The sequence below is a fragment of the Thalassolituus sp. ST750PaO-4 genome (assembly GCF_020320405.1).
GTDB classification, from domain to species: domain Bacteria; phylum Pseudomonadota; class Gammaproteobacteria; order Pseudomonadales; family Oceanobacteraceae; genus Venatoribacter; species Venatoribacter alkanivorans.
The window spans coordinates 810,518-831,485 of sequence record NZ_JABVCB010000013.1 but is presented as its reverse complement, the minus strand read 5'-3'; the positions used below and the strand labels follow the sequence as shown (position 1 = coordinate 831,485).

Genomic DNA, 20,968 nt, shown 5'->3' with positions numbered 1-20,968 from the left:
CAACCACTAAGAAAAGCGTCAACAAAACAGGCAGAAAAGCAGAACGGAATACAGAGAGAAAAAGAAACGCCGCGCAAAGCGCGGCGTTTCAGTGGGCTGATCAAAAAAGAAGACGCTCTCAGGCGAAATCTTTTTCTTTGCGCTGCAGATTATATTTGCGCATTTTTTCGACCAAAGTCGTACGCCGGATATTTAATTTCTCAGCAGCGCGGGCAACGATGCCGTTAGCATCATCCAGCGCCTGCTGAATTAATGAACACTCAAGATCCTGCAGATATTCACGTAAATCCAGACCATTAACCGGCAGTAATGCCGGAGAGTCGATACCCGCCAGGCGGCCATCATTCTGGGTTACATCAGCAATAACCGGCACCGACAGGCTTTCATCATTGTCATCCACATGGCGGAATTTCTTCGGCAGTTCATTAACCCCGATCACGCCATAGGGATGCAGAATCGCCAGCCGTTCCACCAGATTGGCCAGTTCCCGAACGTTACCGTGCCAGTCATGACGGCAGAGAGACATAATGGCAGCAGAATTAAAGCGGATAGAACCGCGTTTTTCGTTTTCCAGGCGGGAAATCAGCTCATTCAGCAATAACGGCAGATCTTCGACGCGCTCACGCAGAGAAGGCATATCAATCGGGAATACATTGAGACGGTAGTACAAATCCTCACGGAAAGTACCATCTTCAATCATTTGTTCGAGGTTTTTATGGGTAGCCGCAATGATGCGCACATTTGTCTCGATGGTTTTATTGCTGCCCACCCGCTCAAACGTATGCTCCTGCAGAACACGCAGTATTTTTACCTGCATATTCAGCGGCATATCGCCGATTTCATCGAGAAAGAGCGTACCGCCTTCAGCCATTTCGAAACGCCCGGGGCGGCTGTTAATGGCCCCGGTAAAGGCGCCTTTTTCATGACCGAACAGTTCACTTTCCAGCAATTCAGCAGGAATAGCGCCACAGTTAACCGGCACAAAAGGTTTATTTCGACGATGGGAATGGTAATGCAGATTGCGCGCAACCACTTCTTTACCGGTGCCGGATTCCCCCTGAATCATCACGCTGACGTCTTTATCCGCAACCTGCATAATCAGTTCACGGACATGCTGAACCTGACGGCTGGTGCCCACCAGACTGCGGAACAGCTGTACCTCTCGGCGCTCTCCGCGACTGCGGTTATGCGTATATTGTTCGCGATATACCTGGCAGCGATGCAGGCTGTCGAGCAATTTGTTGTAGCTCGGAGGCATCTCCACATTAGCTAATAAAGCACGGTGAATATGTTCAGGCATACTGTCTGGCAATGAGCTGTCGCCCATAAAAAGAATCGGGATGCCTTTATCCCAACTCAGTAAACCTTCTATTACATCTTCCAGCGCAATGGAACTACTGTCACCAAGAAGGACGGCGCTGATTTCTGTACTGTCTTCGATTTTACCTTCCACCTCCCTGCGCCAGTCGGTGGTCTGAGCAACAATTGCTTCTTCGCCAAGAAAATCAAGAATGACTTTCATGTCGTGTCGCCGCTGCGCATCATCGTCTACCAGCAGTACTTTAATTTCTCTCCACATGGTGGTCAGCCTTTCCTTCCCAATGTGACTATCGGTCAATTCTTCTTTTTATAACGTCATAAGATTGACTGGAACTACGTAAGTTAAGTAGCAATCCATAAGCAAGTCAAACTTCTGACGTTAAATAATAATTTGTTGTTAAGCGTTCACGCTGGGGGCATTTATAGCTGAAGGTGTCGTCAAAAGACAAGGCACAATCTGTCCACCGTGAACAAATTGCGCCGGGATTCCGAAGGGAAATGATTAAATTTCAGACAGAAATATGGCTTTCCAGGCGAACATCGCTGACAGAATTAACAGAAGGTGATGCAGTTGTGCCATTCAGACTTTGCAGATATTCCTGACGGATACCATCCCAGCCCTGTTTAACTTCCAGCAACAGGCTCATAACTTCATCAATCATCGCCAGGTTGTTCTGACTGGTGGCTTCCAATAGTCGGCGATTCATATAGTCATAAAGACGGTCAAGATTCTGCGCCAGTTCACCGCCGGCCGAGTGGTCCAGACTGCCCTGCAGAGTCTGGATAATTTCCATTACCCGTCCCAGCAGATTGGCTTTGGTATCCATCTCTTTACGCTCAATCGCTCCTTTCGCCTGTGACATACGCGTCAGCGCTGCCTCCATCAGCAATTGAATCAGGCGATGAGGGTCGGCATCCAATACTTCGGAAGTCACATTAACCTGCTGATATTGCTTAGCACCGCTCTTATACATGTCACGTCTCCTGAATTCGCAAAAGCCTGTTACCAATGTTACGGCCGCATGGAGAATATCTTTAGCCTCTGTTTCATTCCTTACACACCAACAGAGCCAATCCAGTATTCCATAAAAACGGCAATGCCTCGCCGGACGGCAACCATAGCCACCCATTGTTGCCGCTATAAAAATCGACAAAACCCTTATTATTCAACTACTTACAAAATGGCACACATTATGCTGACAGAGAAATTGTCAGTGCATTTTTTAATGAGGCTTTAATTATGGCTAGCGCACAACTACAGACCGTCGCCCGCAGTGGTACAGGGGAACACCGCCACCTGTACGAACTGGCGAGCAAGCTGTACAGCGATGCTGTTGCACAGCAGGATGAGCACCTGCTGCAGGAAGCCTGTGCTCTGGCTGAAGCAGCACAGCAGCTGCGGCCTGACAACCTTGCCGGATTAAACCTTCTTGCCCGTATTGAATTACAGCGTCAGCATGTCGGCGCTGCAGAGTACTGGGTTAATCGCGGCCTGAGCATAAAGCCTGACAGTGCCAGCCTGCTGTACAGCGCTGGCCATATCGCCCTGAACCAACATCAGCTCGATAAAGCCGAAGATTATTTTACCCGCTCCTGTCGTATATCGCGGGTGGCCACTAAAGCAGCTAATTTCCTCGCCCACGTAAAATTACTGCAGGGAGATTATGTTGAAGCTTTCCGCCATTACCGTGAACTGATCAAAACCCAGTCACGCGACAAGCAGATCCGCAGTAAATTATTTGAGTCTGCTTCCCACGTTATAGCGGACTTTTATTCAGAGGAGCTGGAACAGGATCTGTTACGCTACTTCGATTTTACCGATAGTGATCACAGCCAGTTACGCAGTCTGACCACATCACTGCTGAAACATAAATTACGATTATCTGAAGCCGGGTGCCCGCTTGAACTGGAAACCATTGCCAACGACAACCTATTACTACAGGCACTGACACGCTTTTATTTTTGCGATCCATTAATTGAGCGCTTGCTGCTGACTCTGAGAAAGTCTTTGTTACTGTCCTGCAGCAGCAACCTTGCCATTAAAAAAGATCTGCTGCCACTGGTCTCAGCATTGGCATACCAATGCTCATTAAATGAATCTGTCTGGTATATAACCTCACAGGAAGAAGCTCTGGTACAGCAACTGGAAATACTGTGCACAAAGATGCTGAGTATTGATGAGCTGACAGCAGATGACATCTATCCGGCTCTTTTGCTGCTGCAAATGTATAAACCATTAATTCAGTGCGAATTTTTCCCGGCGTTAAGCAGTAAAAAACTGCAGTGGCCAAAAGTAATGGATAGCCTTATACGTCAGGCGATTACTGAGCAACAGAATCTGAACAGCATTATTAACAGTATTCCGGCGTTAGGGGAAAGTGCCGACAACACCTCACGAAAAGTGCAACAGCAGTACAATCAAAACCCCTATCCCCGCTGGACAGACATAGGGTACAGCCAACCGGGTAATTACCGGGCGGCGTTACAGGCAGCATTCCCTGAGCACGGACTGCTCGCTCAAGCTGACGGCGGCTCCCTTGATATTCTGGTTGCTGGCTGCGGCACTGGCCGCCATGCCATCCGTCTTGCACAATATTTCACGCAGGTAAAAGTCTGCGCACTGGATCTGAGTTACAGCGCACTGGCTTATGCGAAATATCAGGCAGAAAAGCGCCACAAACGTAATATTCAGTTTATTCAGGGGGATATTCTGCAGCTTGATAAGCTCCACGAAACCTTTGATGTAATTGAATGTTCCGGCGTTTTGCATCATATGCACTCTCCTGTCACTGGCCTGCAGGCACTGACACGGAAACTGAAATCCGGTGGCGTTATTAAGCTTGCCCTGTACAGCGCAACTGCACGCCGGCAGATCAGTGAATTGCGTAAACTCTGGGGAAATAAACAACCAGGAAAACCTGCAGAAATGCGTCTGGTACGTGAAGCTTTATTACAAAGTTCGATTGAAGGTGACTGGACTGAGATCTATAACTCACCGGACTTTTACAGTCTGAGCGCCTGTCGCGACCTGCTGTTTCATGAGCAGGAGCATGTGTTTGATGTACTGGAATTAGAAGATTTTCTGGCCAGTGCCGGACTGGAATGGATTGGCATGCTGCCGCCCCCTGAATCGCAGGAATTACTCAGCCTTACAGGTAAACACAGCAGCCGGATTACCGCCGCAGAATGGCACACACTGGAGCAGAATAATCCGCAGTTATTTGCCGGTATGTATCAGTTTTATGCGCGTAAACCATAAAAACGGCCAGATGACAGCGGAACCTGAGCTGCCATCTGGCCGCGCTCCATAAATCCTGCTCTTTATTTTCCTGCGCTTAAAGCTGCCACTGTATCGGTGCCTCACCACGGGAAATAAGGTAATCGTTAATACGTGAGAACTGGCGATTACCAAAAAAGCCGCGGTGCGCAGATAACGGTGAAGGATGCACCGACTTCAGCACCAGGTGTTTCTGCGGATCAATCACGGCACCTTTTTTCTGCGCATAACTGCCCCAGAGGACAAATACCAGCCCTTCACGCTGTTCATTCAGCGCGCGGATAGCCGCATCTGTAAACTGCTCCCAGCCCTTACCCTGATGCGAACCGGCATTGGCCTGCTCCACCGTCAGCGTTGCATTCAATAATAAAACGCCCTGATCAGCCCATGGTGTCAGATCACCACTGCCGCTCATACGCAGCCCCAGATCACCTTCAATTTCTTTAAAAATATTCACCAGTGACGGTGGAATTTTTACCCCGGGCTGTACCGAAAAACTTAAACCATGAGCCTGCCCCGGACCGTGGTACGGGTCCTGGCCAATAATCACCACACGCACCTGCTGAAACGGCGTGTGATTGAAGGCATTAAAAATCTGTGGACCCGGAGGGAAGATAACCTTACCCGCCGCTTTCTCTGCCTTGAGAAATTCGCGCAGATTATGCATATAAGGCTGCTCCAGTTCAGAACCAAGCACTGCCTGCCAGGATGGATGTAATTCTCCGGCTTTTCCCATGATTAATATCCTTAAAAACTGTCTGTTAACTGTCCGGGTTATCTGTGGCAACAGGCCCTAACAAAACAGGCAGCCGAAGCTGCCTGTTTTTTATCGTCTGCTCAGCGTTAGTCCGCCAGAGGCTTCATGTGCGGGAACAGAATAACGTCTTTAATGGTGTGGCTGTTGGTAAACAGCATCACCAGACGGTCGATACCAATACCTTCACCAGCCGTTGGTGGCAGACCGTATTCCAGCGCGCGTACGTAGTCTTCGTCGTAGTGCATCGCTTCATCATCGCCGGCGTCTTTTTCTTCAACCTGCTTACGGAAACGGGCAGCCTGATCTTCGGCATCGTTAAGCTCGGAGAAGCCATTGGCCAGCTCACGTCCGCCAACAAAGAATTCAAAGCGGTCGGTCACAAACGGGTTGTCGTCATTGCGACGCGCCAGTGGTGACACTTCCCACGGATATTCGGTAATAAAGGTCGGCTGATCCAGCTTCTCTTCGGCGGTGGCTTCAAAGATTTCACATACCAGCTTACCGGCACCCCAGCCTGCTTCTTTCGGCCCCAGATGAATACCTACACTGCGGGCATACTCTTTCAGGGTTTCGATGTTGTTTTCAGCATCGCGCAGAACAGCCGCGTCCATTTCCGGATTATATTTGAGGATGGCATCGACCATGCTCATACGGGTAAATGGCTGGGCAAAGTCGTAGGTCGCATCACCGTATTCCAGCGTGGTGGTACCGAGCACGCTTTCCGCCAGAAAGCGCAGCATGGCTTCGGTGGTATCCATCATGTCGCGGTAATCGGCATAGGCCTGATAGAACTCGATCATGGTGAATTCAGGATTGTGACGGGTGCTCAGACCTTCGTTACGGAAGTTACGGTTAATCTCGAACACGCGGTCAAAACCGCCCACCACCAGACGCTTCAGATACAGCTCCGGCGCAATACGCAGGAACATATCGATGCCCAGTGCATTGTGGTGAGTTTCAAACGGCTTGGCCGAAGCGCCACCGGGAATGGTTTGCAGCATCGGGGTTTCCACTTCCATAAAGCCGCGCTGCGACAGGAAGTAACGGATACCTTCAATAATTTTTGAGCGGATCAGGAAGGTACGACGGGTATCTTCGTTAATGATCAGGTCAACATAACGCTGACGGTATTTCATTTCCTGGTCGGCCAGACCGTGGAATTTATCCGGCAGCGGACGCAGTGCCTTGGTCAGGATGCGGAAGTTGCTGAGCTCGTCGATATCGACATACAGCTCGCCTTTACCGGACAGGTGTAACGTACCCGAACCGGCAACGATGTCGCCCAGATCCAGAACCTGCCAGGCTTCGCTTTCTTTCTGCATGCCTTTGGCCATGTAAATCTGGATCGAGCCGGTGCTGTCCTGAATCCCCACAAAAGGACCACCGCGACGCATCACTCGACCGGCAACAGCAACACGGATACCGGCAGCGGCCAGTTCTTCCTGACTCTTGCTGCCGTGTTCGGCTTTCAGTTCACCGGCCAGATGTTCACGACGGAAATCGTTCGGGTGAGCATTCGATTTGCAGTTGCTGCGCAGCTGTTCGAGCTTGGCGCGGCGCTCGGCGATCAGTTTGTTCTCATCCTGAGCTGGCTGCTCGGTCACTTTGTTGTCTGTCATGGTGTTACCCTAAAAATTAGATGATACGAAGCGTGTGGTTACAGGCCTTTCTTCAGGCTCGCTTCGATAAACTGGTCAAGGTCGCCGTCCAGTACCGCCTGGGTATTGCGGGTTTCAACCCCGGTACGCAGGTCTTTGATACGGGCATCGTCAAGCACGTAAGAACGGATCTGGCTGCCCCAGCCGATATCCGACTTGGTATCTTCCAGCGCCTGAGCCTCAGCATTACGTTTCTGCATTTCCAGCTCATACAGCTTGGCTTTCAGCTGTTTCATCGCCTGGTCTTTGTTCTTGTGCTGCGAACGGTCGTTCTGACACTGAGTCACAATATTGGTCGGCAAGTGAGTAATACGCACTGCAGATTCTGTCCGGTTAACGTGCTGACCACCGGCACCGGAGGCGCGGTAAACGTCGATACGCAGGTCGGCCGGGTTAATCTCGATGTCAATGTTATCGTCCACTTCCGGAGATACGAACACCGATGAGAACGACGTATGGCGACGGTTGCCGGAGTCAAACGGGCTCTTACGCACCAGACGGTGTACACCGGTTTCGGTACGTAACCAGCCGTAGGCATACTCACCTTCGACGCGGATAGTGGCGCCTTTGATGCCCGCGACTTCGCCTTCAGACACTTCCATCAGCTCGCCTTTGAAGCCATGTGCTTCGATCCAGCGCAGGTACATACGCAGCATCATATTCGCCCAATCCTGGGCTTCAGTGCCGCCGGAGCCGGACTGGATTTCAACGTAGCAGTTGTTCGGGTCCAGTTCGCCGGAGAACATACGGCGGAATTCCAGCACTTCCAGTTCTTTCTGCAAGGCAGCAAGTTCGGCGCGGATATCTTCTACCGAGTTTTCGTCATTTTCCTCAACAGCCATGTCCAGCAGGTCACGGGCGTCACTCAGGCCGGTATCCAGGGTATCAATGGTTTTGACCACATTTTCCAGAGCTGAGCGTTCTTTGCCCAGCTCCTGCGCACGTTCCGGGTTATCCCAGACGTCGCCCTGTGACAGTTCCTGTTCTACTTCTTCCAGACGCTCAAGCTTGTTGGCGTAGTCAAAGATACCCCCTAAGCACGTCGGTGCGCGCTTTCAGGTCTTTGATGGTTTCGAGGATCGGATTAATTTCCAATGTAATACCCTGTTGTCATCCGGCAGACAGGCCGGTCGGAGTCAGTACGGCCGGCGCTCAGGGCGCTGGCGACAAAAAAGAGGCAGCATTTTACAGAAGTCAGGCGCCGGATGCGAGTGTGTTTCAGGCTGAGACCGCGCAGCAAGACAGCTCAGCCGGGGCCTGAAGAGCACAGCGGCTACAGGTGGTGATTGAAACCATGGCTGCTCTGGATGTTGCTACTGCTTATGACGTAGATAGGAAATATCTAATAAGGCTATTGCAAATCCTTCGCATTAAGATTAAATTACAAATCAAAGTGATTCGCATCCGGATTTGATTACCATGTACGTATGTTTGTGCAAAGCCGTTACCCAGCAACAGATTGAGCAGGCTGTCGAGCAAGGCGACAGTTATGCCCAAATCCGTCAGAAGCTGGGCGTTGGTACCGACTGCGGCTGCTGCGGTCAGAGCGCTAAGCAGATGATCCGTGAGCATACATCCCGCCTGCCACCCTGCGAGTTCGCAGTAGCCAGCTGAGAAAACAGCCATCCAGATGCAAAAAAGAGCGCTCCGGCGCTCTTTTTTATTGGCTGACATATTGATCAAGAGTTACGACACAAAGCTTTTATCCGGCTGCCCGTACCGGGCCGCTTCCCCAGTCCTGAGCCATCTGACGCTGCAGCCCGGCCAGATCGACCAGTGTATTCTGGCTGCAGACTCTTCCCCGGCGAATGTCCCAGGTAGACACCGCACTGAAGCCAATAACTTTATTATTTGGGGGAAAACCAAACAGTGGCTTCTGAAAAGATCCACTGAATGTCGATATCGTTATAACGCGATCACCTTCCGCCATGATTTCTTCAATGGAGACATCAAGATCGACGATGGAAGTGCGAATTTGTTTGACGTATTCGACGAAGGAATCAATGTCCTTAAACCCTTCAGCAAACGTCGTATGGTAAACAAAATCGGGGGTGGCAATCTGACGCAACAGACTGAAACGTCCGGTATTCCAGGACAGATTAATAAAATGCTCTACGAGTTGTTTATTATGGTCTGACATGGCACATCCCTGCCCTAAAAGTGGAACTCCTGCCGAACCGATGTGACCGGTTCAACTAAGTACTCAGGCATTCTGTACCAGGGTGGCGCAATTTGCCAATCTAATCTTATGTGCGATATATCTCACATTCAGCTATAGTCCGCGACGTCCCTGTCCGGGTCAGGGGTTATTTCTTGGAGTTATTCATTGCTTCAAACTGCTGCTTCACATAATCCAGCGTGGTATTGAGCGTCTGAATGATGGAATCGTTGTACAGGAACTGGGCTTTAAGTCTGGCTTCCTGCGCAGAAATACGTGCTTCCATCCGCTCACGGTCTTTATCCACCGCTTCCAGTTCATCATCCAGCCCCGACTGTTTAACCCCGATGACGCTTTTCTGGCCATTAAGGAAACTGTCCATAATATCTTTCAGCTGATCGCCAAAACCGGTGATATAGGTAACGCTACCGCGCTCGCCGATATTGCCACCGGTAATTTTCAGACGCAGACCGGAAGCATCATCGATCGTACCCACCTGATCTTTACCCGGCTCACCATCCCCGGCACCGCGAACAAAACCAAAAATGGCCGCCGCTTCATTGGAGAAATCCGTCATTTCAACAGATGACGATGCACCGGTTGAAGCTGAAATAATGCCGAATTTATTATTTGCAAAGGATGCCGGATCGCTGGTGAATTCCACTTTGACGGCAATGCTTTCATCTTTAAATGCCGCGGTATCATTAATCGCCTGTTGCAATGCCTGCGCCAGCGTTGCGCCACTGTTATAAGTCGCAGGCTGATTTAATGTCACCTCGGCTTCAACACCATCGATCTTGATCTTAAAAGTGTTATTGGTTGCATCGATATTCACCGGGGTCGAAAAGTCCGCCGCTTCATTACCGATGTAATAACCGTTACTGGCTTTCACATTACCATCAACGGCTCGCAGGAACTGGCCATTACCCGTTGCTTCTATGCCGTTAATGGTACCGGCAACGTCTTTGCCTTTAGCCGTTGAGGGCGAGTACTGGCTGACATCCTGCAGACCGAGGAAAGCAATCGACGAACTGTCCAGTCCGGTAAAACCAACGGCTGTGCCCTGACCACCAATGGTGATATTCAGGGAGCCAAGATCTGATTCCGGATCGTAAACATAATCAACCACTGCATCCAGATCGTAGCCAAAGGTTCTGGAGGTGTCGGTCAGGCCAAGTCCATCATAACCATTGCTGACAGTTTCAGCCGCAAGACCCAGTGAGCTTACGGCGGTGCCACCCAGATTTTTAATTTCCAGAGCAGCTCCGGAGCCAAAGGTCGCCGCGGTTTTAACACCGTCTTTACTCTGGGTTTCAAAGTACAGCTGGCCACTGCCATCAACACGGGCTTTCACATCTCCGGCAGCAAATTGCCCGGTCGCAGCCAGTGCAGTATCCAGCGCCTGCTGGATAACGATCAGATTGGAGTCGGCATTATTACTGCCGGTTGTGCCATCGCCGTTTACATCCACATTGATATCGACGCCATCCAGCGTCAGGGTGAAGGTTGCATTCTGCCCGCCACTGAAATCAATACCGGCAGAAATATCAGCAAAGCTGCTGCTTTGCGCGCCGCGGCCGTCGCTGACAACTTCAATATATTCTTCGTGCCCGGTTGCTACCGTAGTTAATTTCAGCCCGGTTCCATCCAGACTGGCACTGACCACTCCAGCACCAAAAGCATTATCCAGTGCGGTCTGAATATCCACGATATTGTCACCGGAATCGCTGTTAACCAGCACATCTTTTTCCACACCCGACACATTCAGACGAAAGCCGGCATTAGTTGTGGAAAAATCAATATTGGTGCTGATATCACGGGTTGCCGTTGCAGTTTCCGCACCTTTAACCGCACCGGCAAAATTAGCATCACCGGCCAGCGTAATATTTAACTGATTCTGAATTTCTGCTGCTAAGGCATCGCCTGTTGCATAGGTACCGGCCGGCACAGAAACCTTGGTAGCACTTTCGATCCCATCGACCTGTACATTAAATTCAACCGGTGAGCCAAAGGTCAGGCCCGGATCTTTACCGTTAGTCTGTACGCCCTGAGTACCATTAAGACCCAGCTGTACATCCGTGGTATTAGAGCCAACAGCGGTCAGCTCAATACTGCGTGCAGTGCCCTCAGCAACGGTCTCAAAAATCAGATAACCGTTATCATCAAACGACGCCGTTACCTGACCATTCAGGGCTGTCGCATCGATGGCAGTCTGGATAGCCTGCAGGGTATCTTTTCTGTCACCAAATACCCCGTCACCATTCAGATCCTGGCCATTGGCATTCTGATTAACCACGACCGCTACCGGACCATTACCATCAACGTCGAGAGAAAAGCTCGCGTTACTGACCGAAAAATTGATTCCGGTACTGGCTGACACTGACGTATTGCCGATCTGAGTCGTGGCGCCTTTGCCATTAAAAGCTTCGGCATTCAGTGTGGTCAGTTCGACGCCTTTATAGGTCCCCTGACCGAGCTTATTAAAGCCCAGTGTGTTGGCCAGATTAGGATCGACAGCCGCAAAATACACCTGAGACTCAGAGCCGTATTTGTTTGAGGTAATGGAAAAGTTTTTATCCGTGGCATTGTAATCAACCGAAACACTGTGCCCATATTTAGACAGGGTTTCACTGCTGTTAATCTGCAGCGCCAATTGCTTAGCCAGATCCTCACCAGAGCTGTAACTGCCATGGGTAAGTTCAATACTGGCCGTCTGGCCATTTACGTTAATACGGAAATTATCGTTGCTTTCGTCAATCACAACCGGTGAAGAAAAATCCAGCGAAGACAGTGATCCACCAACGTATTTAGCCTGACTCGCTAACTGAGTAATGTTGACGTCATAGGTGCCCGGCTTGGTATTGATTGAGTCGTTAACGTAAGTAATCTGGCTGTCGGTGGTGGTACCGGATTTAGCCAGCAGGCCCACAATCGACGCCCGGTCTTCGGCCATCGCTTTTTTGAATTTGGTGGTATTAAAATCCAGCTGGTAGTCATTATCCCGGTTGGTATCAACCCCAAGCTCAGTCAGCGAACGGTATTTACCGGTTAAGCCAACAATGGGCTCACTGATCATGGCGCGGATCTGCGACATCATGCTGCGAATCGTCGAATCCCCCAGCAACAGGCCCGCCTGTCGTTTATCAGCATCATAACCGGACAAATCATCGACAAAGCTTTTCAGCTCGTTATAGGCATCGACAAAGCCCTGGATACTTTCAGCTAATTTATCGGTATCGGCACTGACTGTAACGCTGATGTTTTTACCGACATCGGCATTTTTAAGATTAAGGGTCACCCCTTTAATCACTTCATCTACGGAGTTACTGCTGCGGGTAATGGTCAGGCCGTTAACATTCAGCTGGGCGTCTTCGCCGCGGCTGGTCTGGCTCATATTGGCAGCAGTGTTCTGGTTTTCATTAAATGCCAGCGCTCCCAGCCCGCCACTGAGCATGGCGCCGGACTCGTCCAGCGCGACAATACGCATGGCATTTTCAGCCCCGGTTTCTTCCGAGGTCATCAGCAGACGATAGCCGCTGCCATCGTTGATGATACTGGCGGTTACACCCATATCGGCATTATTGATCGCGTCGCGGATACCACTGAGGGTGCGGTTGGAGTCGTCGATGGTAATGGTTTTGCCGAGACGATCCGGATTCAGGTCCTGGCTGACAAAATTGCCACCGGCGCCATAGGTGATATCACCAAAGGTGAATACCAGTTTTCCGGTACCAATAATTTCGTCAAAGCTGCTGTAGGTTTGTGTTGCCAGGGAATGGGATTTAGCCGTGTTCAGCACTTCGACGTTATAGGTGCCCGGCTCAGACAGACTGGAGGTTGTTGCGGTCAGAATATCTTCATCAGACGAAGTTGCCGTGGTTGAACTTACCAGACTCGGGCTGGATAAGCTGTTGGCCGCAGACTGTACCTTCGCCATCATCGACTGAATCTCACCATAGGCGGTGATTTTGGCTTCCACCAGCTGCTGACGGCTATCCAGACGCAGCGAGGTCGCTTCTTTCTCTGCACTGATGATTTTTTCCACCAGATCAGTGGTCAGAACTCCAGACCCTAATCCCAGTGATTCTATGGACGCCATACCTGTTCCCCCGTGTTACCGAACCATCCGGTCTGTATCAAGCGTAGATGGCCCTGAAACAAAAAACCCTGTACTGGCTTTATCGGCCAATGCAGGGTTTTCTGAAGGGTTGTTTACCTAACCCATACACTGATCACCTAAACTTGTGCGCTGAACAATAAAGATGGTTCTTCATCATTCAATTTCTGCGCCAGTTCCAGAGCCAGCTCACTGGGAATCTGTCGGATCAGTTCCGATGACGCCCGGTCATAGACGCGGATAATGGTCTTGCCGCTATCTTCGTCCAGCTGGAAATCCAGTGTTCTTTCAGTTTGCTGTACATACTCATTGATACGGGAAATTGCTTCTCTGACCTGGTCCTTATTCAGTTCCGCAACTTTCTCAGTTCCAACCGGCAAAGACTTGCCGCTATCGGAACCTGCAACCGGATCACTTGCCGCCTTGGCGTAAGCTTTCTTTCCGGCTGTAGCTGAGGGTGATACAGCTGTATGGTCTACCACATTCAATTTCAGCTCGTTCATAAGTCACCTCTCAGGTTCTTGGTTAAGCAGCCTGGGGAAGGCTGGCCTTCCCCATCAGTCCGCTATTATCCCAGAAGAGACAGAACCTGCTGACCGGCAGCGTTCGCCTGAGCCAGAACCGAGATACCTGCCTGCTGCAGTACCTGAGTACGGGACAGCTCGGCGGTTTCAGCCGCGAAGTCCGCATCCTGAATCCGTGAGTTCGCAGAGTTCAGGTTCTCAGAGGTCACCTGCAGGTTACTTACAGTAGAGCTCATACGGTTCTGGATCGCACCGAGGTCGGCACGCTGGCTGGCCACCTGACCAATCGCGTTGTCGATCGCAGTGATCGCAGCAGTAGCACCTTCGAAGGTCGAAATATCGATCTCTGTCAGGAACTGACCGTTTTCGCCACCACCGTAAGTACCGGTGTTGAAGCCCAGAGCTTCAAGCTCGGTATTACCGTTGCTGCCGACGTTGACTTCAATTTCTTTCGCAGAAGTCAGTTTCACGGTTGAGTAAGTAGTTTCGTAAGTATCTGCTTCAACAGAAGACTTAGTACTTGTACCACCCTGACCAAAGGTCGCTTCACCGATACCCTCTACCGCAGAGTCCAGACCGAATACACGACCGATTGAAGATGAAGAACCAGACTTATCATCAATCGCAATCGAGATGTTGCGGCCATCGGCAGCGGTCAGAGAGATAGACTCACCGTTATCGATTGCAGTAACACCGGTCTGACCTGCGCTCTGATTGATCAGTGCAATCGCATCAGCACGGGATTTAGCGTAATCAATGTTACCGCCGGAATCAGTCTGCAGGGTTACCGAACCAAGAGACACACCGTTGATGTAGATACCCGCCTGATCACCATTCTCGAAGGCATTCGCCTCTGCCTGGGTCACTGCAGTACCACCAACAACTTCGGTTGGATTCACAGTCGCCTGCACACCGGTCTCATCCGATACTTCATTGATCGCGGCCGCGACAGCGATACCGGACAAGGTTTTGTTGGACGACAGGATACGGGAACCGTCAGATGCAAACTCGGCACTCGCCTTATCTTCGCTGGTTTCTGCAGCTTTGATACTCACGCCGTTAATGGTCAGGTCACCGTCTTTCAGACCGTTCACACCATCATAAGCAGTGGTCACACTGGTGGTGCCTGATGCCAGTAACTGGCCGGCATCATCCGGATCAGACAGAGCAACAGTCACTTTAGTACCGTCGTCAGACTGGAAGGCCAGAGAGCCCTGTACAATATTGTTAGTACCGGAAGCCTGGAATGCAGCAGCAGCGTTAGTGCCCACCGCAACGTTACCAATCGCGCCTGAAGTATCGAACACCACCAGACCCGCAGAGCCTGCTGTGGTTGTGGAGAAGTTCTTCACATCCAGAACCAGTGCACCGGCAGAGTTTACGGTAGCGCTTACATCCAGATTCTCAGCAGAGAAGTCACGGGCGTTGATTGCATCAGCAGCATTCTGTGCAGCAACGGTTGCGGTTGAACCCGCAGTGAAGCTGATCATTGCACCACTGGTACCGGTACCCAGCTCAATGGCTGTCGCGGTAGTTGCCATAGTGACAGTCAGTTTGACGCTTTCATAAGCGGTCACACCGGCCACATTGGAGATGGCTGCTGCCAGGTTGTTCACGAAACCACCACTGGCCATAGTACCGATGGAAGTAGCACCGTTAACGGTTACTTCATAGCCGATAGAAGTGGTGGTATCGAAACCGGATGCTGCTGCGCTGGCAACACTGACGAAAGTACCGGCAGGGGTTGCGTTCGCGGCAGAGATATCCTGAGTCTGGGCATCGCTGACCACACTGGCCTGACCTGATTCATAAGTACCTGCAACCAGACCAGCATTGGACAGGTCACCGTTACCGGTACCGTTACCACCTTCGATCACGATTTCTTTCACGTCACCATCGGCGATCAGAGTGAAACCACCTTCGTACACGCCCGTAGCAGCCAGACCAGTCTGAGCGGCACTCAGAGTGCCCAGATTGATGTCAACGTTACGGCCATCAGCGGCAACCAGCTGCACACCACCTTTATCGAAGCCGGTATCAACCGCAACAACACCGGTCTGATCAGACACAGCGTTAATCGCTTCGAGTACCGAGGCACGGGTAGTAGAGCCATCGTTAGAGGTTTGAATATCAATGTTCACACCGTTCAGGCTGATGGTTCCGCTGGCAGCAGAAGCCGTCATTTCAGAACCGGAAACAGTGTTTTCATTCACCTGCGCAGACACACCGGTCTCTGCGGAGTGACGGTTTACTGCAGCCGCTTTGGAGATAGCGGAAGCATCCGCACCACTGGTGGAAGCAGAATCATCTTCTGCACGGGAAGCGGTAATCGCTACACCGTTAATGATCAGGTCGCCGTTAGCCAGCGCGTTGTCAGTACCGATGGCACTGATACCGCTTTCTTTGCTGGAACCCAGCTTGCTGGCAGTCAGTTCGGCAATGGATACGTCCACAGTCTGACCAGCGTTAGCACCGATTTGGAAGGTTGCTTTGAAAGAACCGTCCAGCAGTTTACGGCCGTTGAAGTCGGTTTCATCAGCAGTACGTGAAATTTCAGCAACCAGCTGATCAACCTCAGCCTGAAGAGCTTCACGGTCAACGTCGGAGTTGGTGGCGTTAGCAGACTGTACCGCCAGTTCACGGATACGCTGCAGGTTGTCGTTCATAGAACCCAGCGCACCTTCAGCCGTCTGAGCCAGTGCGATACCGTCACCGGCGTTACGCACGGCCACATTCAGACCTTTGATCTGAGATGTGAAACGGGTAGAAATCGCCAGACCCGCGGCGTCATCTTTGGCACTGTTAATACGCAGACCAGAAGATAAACGTTGCAGAGCCTGTTGGTTGGCAGACTGGGATTTATCCAGATTGCGCTGCGCGTTAATAGAGGCAATGTTGGTATTAATAATTTGAGGCATGGTGTTTCTCCTGTACCTGCGTTACAGAGCCAGCGCTGTGCTGTAGTAGCAACGTTGCTGCACTCCCTCTGTCTTTGTCATACCTTTTAACGGCACACCCGGCAGGATCTTTAGAATTTTTTTTGCGCCAATATCACGACACAATTCCAATCAACACGGAATTCTTAAACGCTTGAAACCATTGGAAATTATTCTGAATGTCAAAAAAACGACAAAAAATCAGCCAGAATAAAAACAGCGACACATCACTCCCGCAACGATGGCTCCCGGGGCTTCACAGGCATGTATATTGCTTTGTTCAATGAAAAGAGAGGCTTTTATGACGCACCCTGCCGAAATCAGATTCAACAAGAACATCGCTTACCTGCAGCAGCACTACCCCTATCTCTACAATCTGGCGCAGAACACGCCCCTGCGGAAGCTGACGCTGGATATGGACGATCATGGCCGGGTCGATATTCACAGCGGTAATGCTTACTTTTATAACGGTGATGCCAGAGCGTTCGCCCGGCAAGAGGCCGAACAGTTCAACACTATCGTCGCTCCGGGTAATGCCATCCATGGTCTCAGGCCCCATGGCGCGAACGCCTTTAAGGCACAACGCTATTTCTCCCGCTCAATCACCCGCCTGTACCAGGACACACAGGTTGATCAGAGCGAGGATTACCAGATCCCGGACTTCCTCGCTCTGGTGGCCATCATGGGGATTGGCGCCGGTTTCCATATAGAAGAGCTGGTCAACCGGCGGGAAATACTCGCCCTGATTATTTACGAAACCGATCCGGAAGAATTTGTCACCTCTCTGTACTGCATCGACTGGGAAGCCATTTTCCTGAAATTCAGCGAGCGCGGAAAATCCATCCAGCTGGTCATTGGTGACTTTAAGCTGGCCACCGATCAGTATGCGGTGCTCTGGAATCAGCTGATTGATCATCCGCCCAGCTTTTCCCTGTGTACCTATTTATATAATCACCGCAACCAGGATAAGTACCGCAAGGTCATCAAAAAAATCCAGAAAGATCTGAAGGTGTATCTCTCGCTCTGGGGGTATTACGACGACGAAATCAATCAGATGAATAACGCCCTGCATAATTTCCGCGCAGGGAACGAACTGCTGCCACTGGCCGATAAACAAGCCATGAACTGCCCGGCTTTTATCATAGGTTCTGGGCCATCCCTCGATGACCGCATCGAAGATATCCGCAAATATCAGGGCAAAGCCGTACTCTATTCGGCCGGGACAGCACTGCGCGCATTATACAAACAGGGCATTAAGCCGGATTTCCATATCGAAATTGAATCACACTATGAGCCTTTCCGGGTGATCAGTGAAATTAATGACCCGGAATATCTGCAGGATATCACCCTGATCTGCTCGGCGCAGACAACGCCGAAAATTCCGCCGATGTTTGGCAGGGTAATGCTTTTTACCAAAGACTCCACTGCCATTCACGAGCTGAGCAAAGACTTAACCGACCAGATCCGTGGCACAACCCCGACCTGCACCAACGCCGCGCTGGCTATCTGCTATCACCTGAACCACCAACAGGTATTCCTGTTTGGTACGGACTACGGTTTCCGTAATACCGGTTCACACCACTCCAAGAATTCGATTTATTACAGTGAGCAGCGCTCTGATCTGGTGAAGCAATCCACCAATTACCAGCAGCAGGATCTGATTGAGATTGAATCGGTTGATGGCTTACCAATGCAGACAACCATGATTTATAACGCCTCGAGACGCCGGCTTGAATCAGACATCAGTTATTTCCTGAAAAACAGGGCGATTGAAGTTTATAACTGCGCTAATGGTGCAAAAATCGAAAACGCTGAGCACATGGAGCAGTCCCGATTCTGTTCGCTGATGGAGTCATCGGCCGCGAAAAAGGAAAACGATCTTCAGCTTATGTCAGGCAGGAGAAGGGCCGTCTTTTCACCGGAATTCCTGCAGCAACGGACTGATGAACTGGAAAGTAATCTGAGAAAGATCGCCGATGATATTCTGAACATGATGGGCAGTGGCCAGAAAACCCTGACGCAGCATTATCAGAATCTGCATATCGTCGGTCAGTATCTGTCCTTTGGCCTGAGCCGCTATGGTGCTCTGCAGTTCTTAATCCGCGGAGCCATATGGCATTACCTGCATGCCGGTGCCTCTGTTGCCCTTAAACTGCAGAATTCACCGGAAAAAATGGCTGAATATATAGAGCGCTGGGAAACCAATTTCCGTCACTTTATTAATACCGTACCGGATCATGTACACAACGTCGTCAGCAAAGAATTTAACGACTCAGATCCATGGATTCATACCGCGATTGATGATCCGGATTGTCCGGAATATGAACCATAGCCACCGGGCTATGGTTCACAGATGAACTATTCCAGCATAAGTATTAATAACGATAAGGATAAGTTGCATCGCCATGCCAGCCATAAGCCTGTAATGACTGTGCAATTTCATCATAGAAGGACGACGCGACCACCATAATCCACTGGCTGGCGTCGTCTTTGTTCTGAGCGATCCATTCTTCGGCTGATTGAATCCGGCACTGCTCATAACCGGCAAAAATTCTTTCTGATTTATTCGGGTTACCATCAAGAATAACGTCCGGGACAAAGTCCAGAAAACTCATTAATGCCCGGCCACCGGCACCCGCTCCCCACATTGCAATCTTCCGTCCGGAAATCTGCTCCGCCAGCCGTTGCTTCTGTGCATCAATCCCCTGCTGAAAATGACCAATATTCTCTGGCACCGAAAAACTCAGTGCCTGCTCACGGTCACGGGTACAGAATGCAATCAGGTTACCAACATCGGAAACCTGATATTTCTGAATAAACCAGCCATGCCGGGCCAGCAGAACCTGCAGCGAATGCTTGCAAAACAGGCTTACATGTTCAACATGAAAAGGCGCCCGGCTTTCATGTTCGATTGCCCAATCCAGACCCGGAGTTTCAATAAACATTGCCCCGTCGGGATTCAACAGCATGGATGCTGAAGCAATATATTCATCAAAGTCAAAGACGTGTTCAATCACATGGCGGCTGTAAATAATATCCACTTTCCGCCCCAGTGCTTCTGCAAATGAGCGGTTGAAAAAACTGTTATAAACGCAGAACCCCTGCCCCTCGGCTTGCTCCCGTGTTTCATCATTTGGCTCGATGCCCAGATACTCCATCTGCGGATACAGTGTGCGAATCTCACCCAGCACCTCTGCAGCAGAACAGCCGATTTCCAGCACGCTCTGAAAGCGTTGCTCCTGCCCGGCGACACATTCCTTGAAAAAGCCGACAAAATCCTGAGTAAATTTTGTTCCTATATGGCCTGGTCGTGGCGTGTAGTAATGCTGTTTATACAGGTTTTCCAGCACAGATTTGTCATAATGCCGCTGATAAGCCTGACCGCAATCACGGCATAAGCCATATTCAATATCGACCTCAAAAGGAGGCTCCAGCGCCGCCCCTGCCGGAACCGGATGCTGATACACCGGAAATTTTTTCAGCGTTAACAGAGTTTCTGACTGTTCGCCGGAACACACCGGGCAGATAGTTTTTTGATCCGTCATACTCAGTTCTCCAGCCAACGTAAAATAGTTAATGCCTCTGCCCGTTCAACCCCCGCACTGGCTCCGCGCATCTGCGCCAGTGCATCGATCGCCTGATAGGAACGATAATGAGGATAAGCCCGCATTTCCGCATCGTAACACTGCAGAGCTTCCTGTTTTTTATTCCAGTCCTGCTCACTCAGCGAGATATAGCAATTAGGGTTAAAAGCAGCACTGGCCGGATTCCAGCCGGTTGCGCTCACCACCTCAAAGCTGGCAATTCGCCGTACCGGATGGCCAGGTAAAGGCCGACAAGCTGTCAGCGTTGCCTCCAGCGCCCGGCGGTGATCAGCATTAAGATCGGCGGCAGAATGGGTCAGTACCGTATCCGGTGCATAAGCAGCAATATGAGGTTCAATTGCCTGCACAATATCCAGCAAAGGAACCTGATCAAGCCGGTTATCGGGAAAGTTCAGCGTTGCCAGAATCTGATGACCCAGTACAGCAGCGGCCGCCTCTGCACCACAGGTCCGCTGGCCGATGCGCTCTTCGCCACCGGCACGCGATGTCTCACCATCAGCCAGAAATAAACAGGCAACGTCTTTACCTTCTCTGACCCAGCGATGGATTATTCCTCCGGCACCCAGCACTTCATCATCGGCATGGGCGGCGATAATCAGTATCCGTTTCATTCCAG

14 protein-coding genes are annotated in these 20,968 nt (G+C 50.7%); 3 read left to right on the top strand and 11 right to left on the bottom strand.

Translation table 11 applies throughout. The features are described from left to right. Window positions 1-118 precede the first annotated feature (118 nt). Together HUF18_RS19205 and fliS are read right to left on the bottom strand one after the other, a co-directional pair. Window positions 119-1,579, bottom strand: a complete 1,461-nt coding sequence (locus HUF18_RS19205; RefSeq protein ID WP_145465806.1) for a sigma-54 dependent transcriptional regulator — start codon at window positions 1,577-1,579, stop codon at window positions 119-121. Between the two features lie 250 nt (window positions 1,580-1,829). Then, the gene (gene fliS, locus HUF18_RS19200) at window positions 1,830-2,294 is read right to left on the bottom strand and encodes a flagellar export chaperone FliS (protein WP_145465807.1); all 465 of its coding nucleotides are present in this window, start codon (window positions 2,292-2,294) and stop codon (window positions 1,830-1,832) included. Window positions 2,295-2,560: 266 nt separating this feature from the next. On the opposite strand from fliS, the gene HUF18_RS19195 reads away from it, so the two are divergent. Next, on the top strand, window positions 2,561-4,579 hold the full coding sequence (locus HUF18_RS19195; protein ID WP_225693509.1) for a class I SAM-dependent methyltransferase: 2,019 nt from the start codon (window positions 2,561-2,563) through the stop codon (window positions 4,577-4,579). Window positions 4,580-4,655: 76 nt separating this feature from the next. Here HUF18_RS19195 and ung read toward each other — a convergent pair whose 3' ends face one another. From ung to prfB, 3 genes are all read right to left on the bottom strand, one after another. Then, window positions 4,656-5,333, bottom strand: a complete 678-nt coding sequence (gene ung / locus HUF18_RS19190; protein ID WP_145465809.1) for a uracil-DNA glycosylase — start codon at window positions 5,331-5,333, stop codon at window positions 4,656-4,658. A gap of 107 nt (window positions 5,334-5,440) precedes the next feature. Further along, entirely contained in the window at window positions 5,441-6,973 is a 1,533-nt protein-coding gene (lysS, locus tag HUF18_RS19185) for a lysine--tRNA ligase (protein ID WP_225693507.1), read from the bottom strand. Window positions 6,974-7,011: 38 nt separating this feature from the next. Beyond that, a protein-coding gene (gene prfB / locus HUF18_RS19180) for a peptide chain release factor 2 (protein WP_145465810.1) occupies window positions 7,012-8,107 on the bottom strand; the annotation gives its coding sequence in 2 pieces (ribosomal slippage) (window positions 7,012-8,034 and window positions 8,036-8,107; 1,095 coding nt in all). A gap of 324 nt (window positions 8,108-8,431) precedes the next feature. Between prfB and HUF18_RS19175 the strand changes: the two genes are divergently transcribed. Then, window positions 8,432-8,626: a (2Fe-2S)-binding protein gene (locus tag HUF18_RS19175; RefSeq protein WP_145465811.1), complete on the top strand. Its 195-nt coding sequence runs from the start codon at window positions 8,432-8,434 to the stop codon at window positions 8,624-8,626. A gap of 88 nt (window positions 8,627-8,714) precedes the next feature. Here the strand turns inward: HUF18_RS19175 and HUF18_RS19170 are convergent, their stop codons facing one another. The 4 genes from HUF18_RS19170 to HUF18_RS19155 all read right to left on the bottom strand — a co-directional run bounded on the left by HUF18_RS19170 (window position 8,715) and on the right by HUF18_RS19155 (window position 16,729). Continuing rightward, complete coding sequence (locus HUF18_RS19170) at window positions 8,715-9,152, bottom strand: ester cyclase (protein WP_225693505.1); 438 nt, start codon at window positions 9,150-9,152, stop codon at window positions 8,715-8,717. Between the two features lie 166 nt (window positions 9,153-9,318). Further along, window positions 9,319-13,269 carry a flagellar filament capping protein FliD gene (gene fliD / locus HUF18_RS19165; RefSeq protein ID WP_225693503.1) on the bottom strand — a complete coding sequence of 1,317 codons (3,951 nt, stop codon included), beginning with the start codon at window positions 13,267-13,269 and terminating at the stop codon, window positions 9,319-9,321. A 137-nt stretch (window positions 13,270-13,406) separates the two neighbouring features. Continuing rightward, a complete protein-coding gene (locus tag HUF18_RS19160) occupies window positions 13,407-13,790 on the bottom strand; it encodes a flagellar protein FlaG (RefSeq protein WP_145465814.1) in 384 nt (127 codons plus the stop codon). A gap of 65 nt (window positions 13,791-13,855) precedes the next feature. Further along, the gene (locus HUF18_RS19155; RefSeq protein ID WP_145465815.1) at window positions 13,856-16,729 is read right to left on the bottom strand and encodes a flagellin N-terminal helical domain-containing protein; all 2,874 of its coding nucleotides are present in this window, start codon (window positions 16,727-16,729) and stop codon (window positions 13,856-13,858) included. Between the two features lie 319 nt (window positions 16,730-17,048). Between HUF18_RS19155 and HUF18_RS19150 the strand changes: the two genes are divergently transcribed. Next, a complete protein-coding gene (locus HUF18_RS19150; protein ID WP_225693501.1) occupies window positions 17,049-19,079 on the top strand; it encodes a motility associated factor glycosyltransferase family protein in 2,031 nt (676 codons plus the stop codon). Window positions 19,080-19,122: 43 nt separating this feature from the next. On the opposite strand, the gene HUF18_RS19145 is transcribed toward HUF18_RS19150, so the two are convergent. Continuing rightward, entirely contained in the window at window positions 19,123-20,292 is a 1,170-nt protein-coding gene (locus tag HUF18_RS19145) for a class I SAM-dependent methyltransferase (protein ID WP_225693499.1), read from the bottom strand. A 2-nt stretch (window positions 20,293-20,294) separates the two neighbouring features. Next, window positions 20,295-20,963 carry a PIG-L deacetylase family protein gene (locus HUF18_RS19140; protein ID WP_225693497.1) on the bottom strand — a complete coding sequence of 223 codons (669 nt, stop codon included), beginning with the start codon at window positions 20,961-20,963 and terminating at the stop codon, window positions 20,295-20,297. Between the last annotated feature and the right edge of the window lie 5 nt (window positions 20,964-20,968).

Excerpts from the sequence above, each read along its gene's own strand:
- HUF18_RS19205 (WP_145465806.1), bottom strand. The coding sequence starts at position 1,579 with ATGTGGAGAGAAATTAAAGTACTGCTGGTAGACGATGATGCGCAGCGG.
- fliS (WP_145465807.1), bottom strand. The coding sequence starts at position 2,294 with ATGTATAAGAGCGGTGCTAAGCAATATCAGCAGGTTAATGTGACTTCC.
- HUF18_RS19195 (WP_225693509.1), top strand. The coding sequence starts at position 2,561 with ATGGCTAGCGCACAACTACAGACCGTCGCCCGCAGTGGTACAGGGGAA.
- ung (WP_145465809.1), bottom strand. The coding sequence starts at position 5,333 with ATGGGAAAAGCCGGAGAATTACATCCATCCTGGCAGGCAGTGCTTGGT.
- lysS (WP_225693507.1), bottom strand. The coding sequence starts at position 6,973 with ATGACAGACAACAAAGTGACCGAGCAGCCAGCTCAGGATGAGAACAAA.
- HUF18_RS19175 (WP_145465811.1), top strand. The coding sequence starts at position 8,432 with ATGTACGTATGTTTGTGCAAAGCCGTTACCCAGCAACAGATTGAGCAG.
- HUF18_RS19170 (WP_225693505.1), bottom strand. The coding sequence starts at position 9,152 with ATGTCAGACCATAATAAACAACTCGTAGAGCATTTTATTAATCTGTCC.
- fliD (WP_225693503.1), bottom strand. The coding sequence starts at position 13,269 with ATGGCGTCCATAGAATCACTGGGATTAGGGTCTGGAGTTCTGACCACT.
- HUF18_RS19160 (WP_145465814.1), bottom strand. The coding sequence starts at position 13,790 with ATGAACGAGCTGAAATTGAATGTGGTAGACCATACAGCTGTATCACCC.
- HUF18_RS19155 (WP_145465815.1), bottom strand. The coding sequence starts at position 16,729 with ATGCCTCAAATTATTAATACCAACATTGCCTCTATTAACGCGCAGCGC.
- HUF18_RS19150 (WP_225693501.1), top strand. The coding sequence starts at position 17,049 with ATGACGCACCCTGCCGAAATCAGATTCAACAAGAACATCGCTTACCTG.
- HUF18_RS19145 (WP_225693499.1), bottom strand. The coding sequence starts at position 20,292 with ATGACGGATCAAAAAACTATCTGCCCGGTGTGTTCCGGCGAACAGTCA.
- HUF18_RS19140 (WP_225693497.1), bottom strand. The coding sequence starts at position 20,963 with ATGAAACGGATACTGATTATCGCCGCCCATGCCGATGATGAAGTGCTG.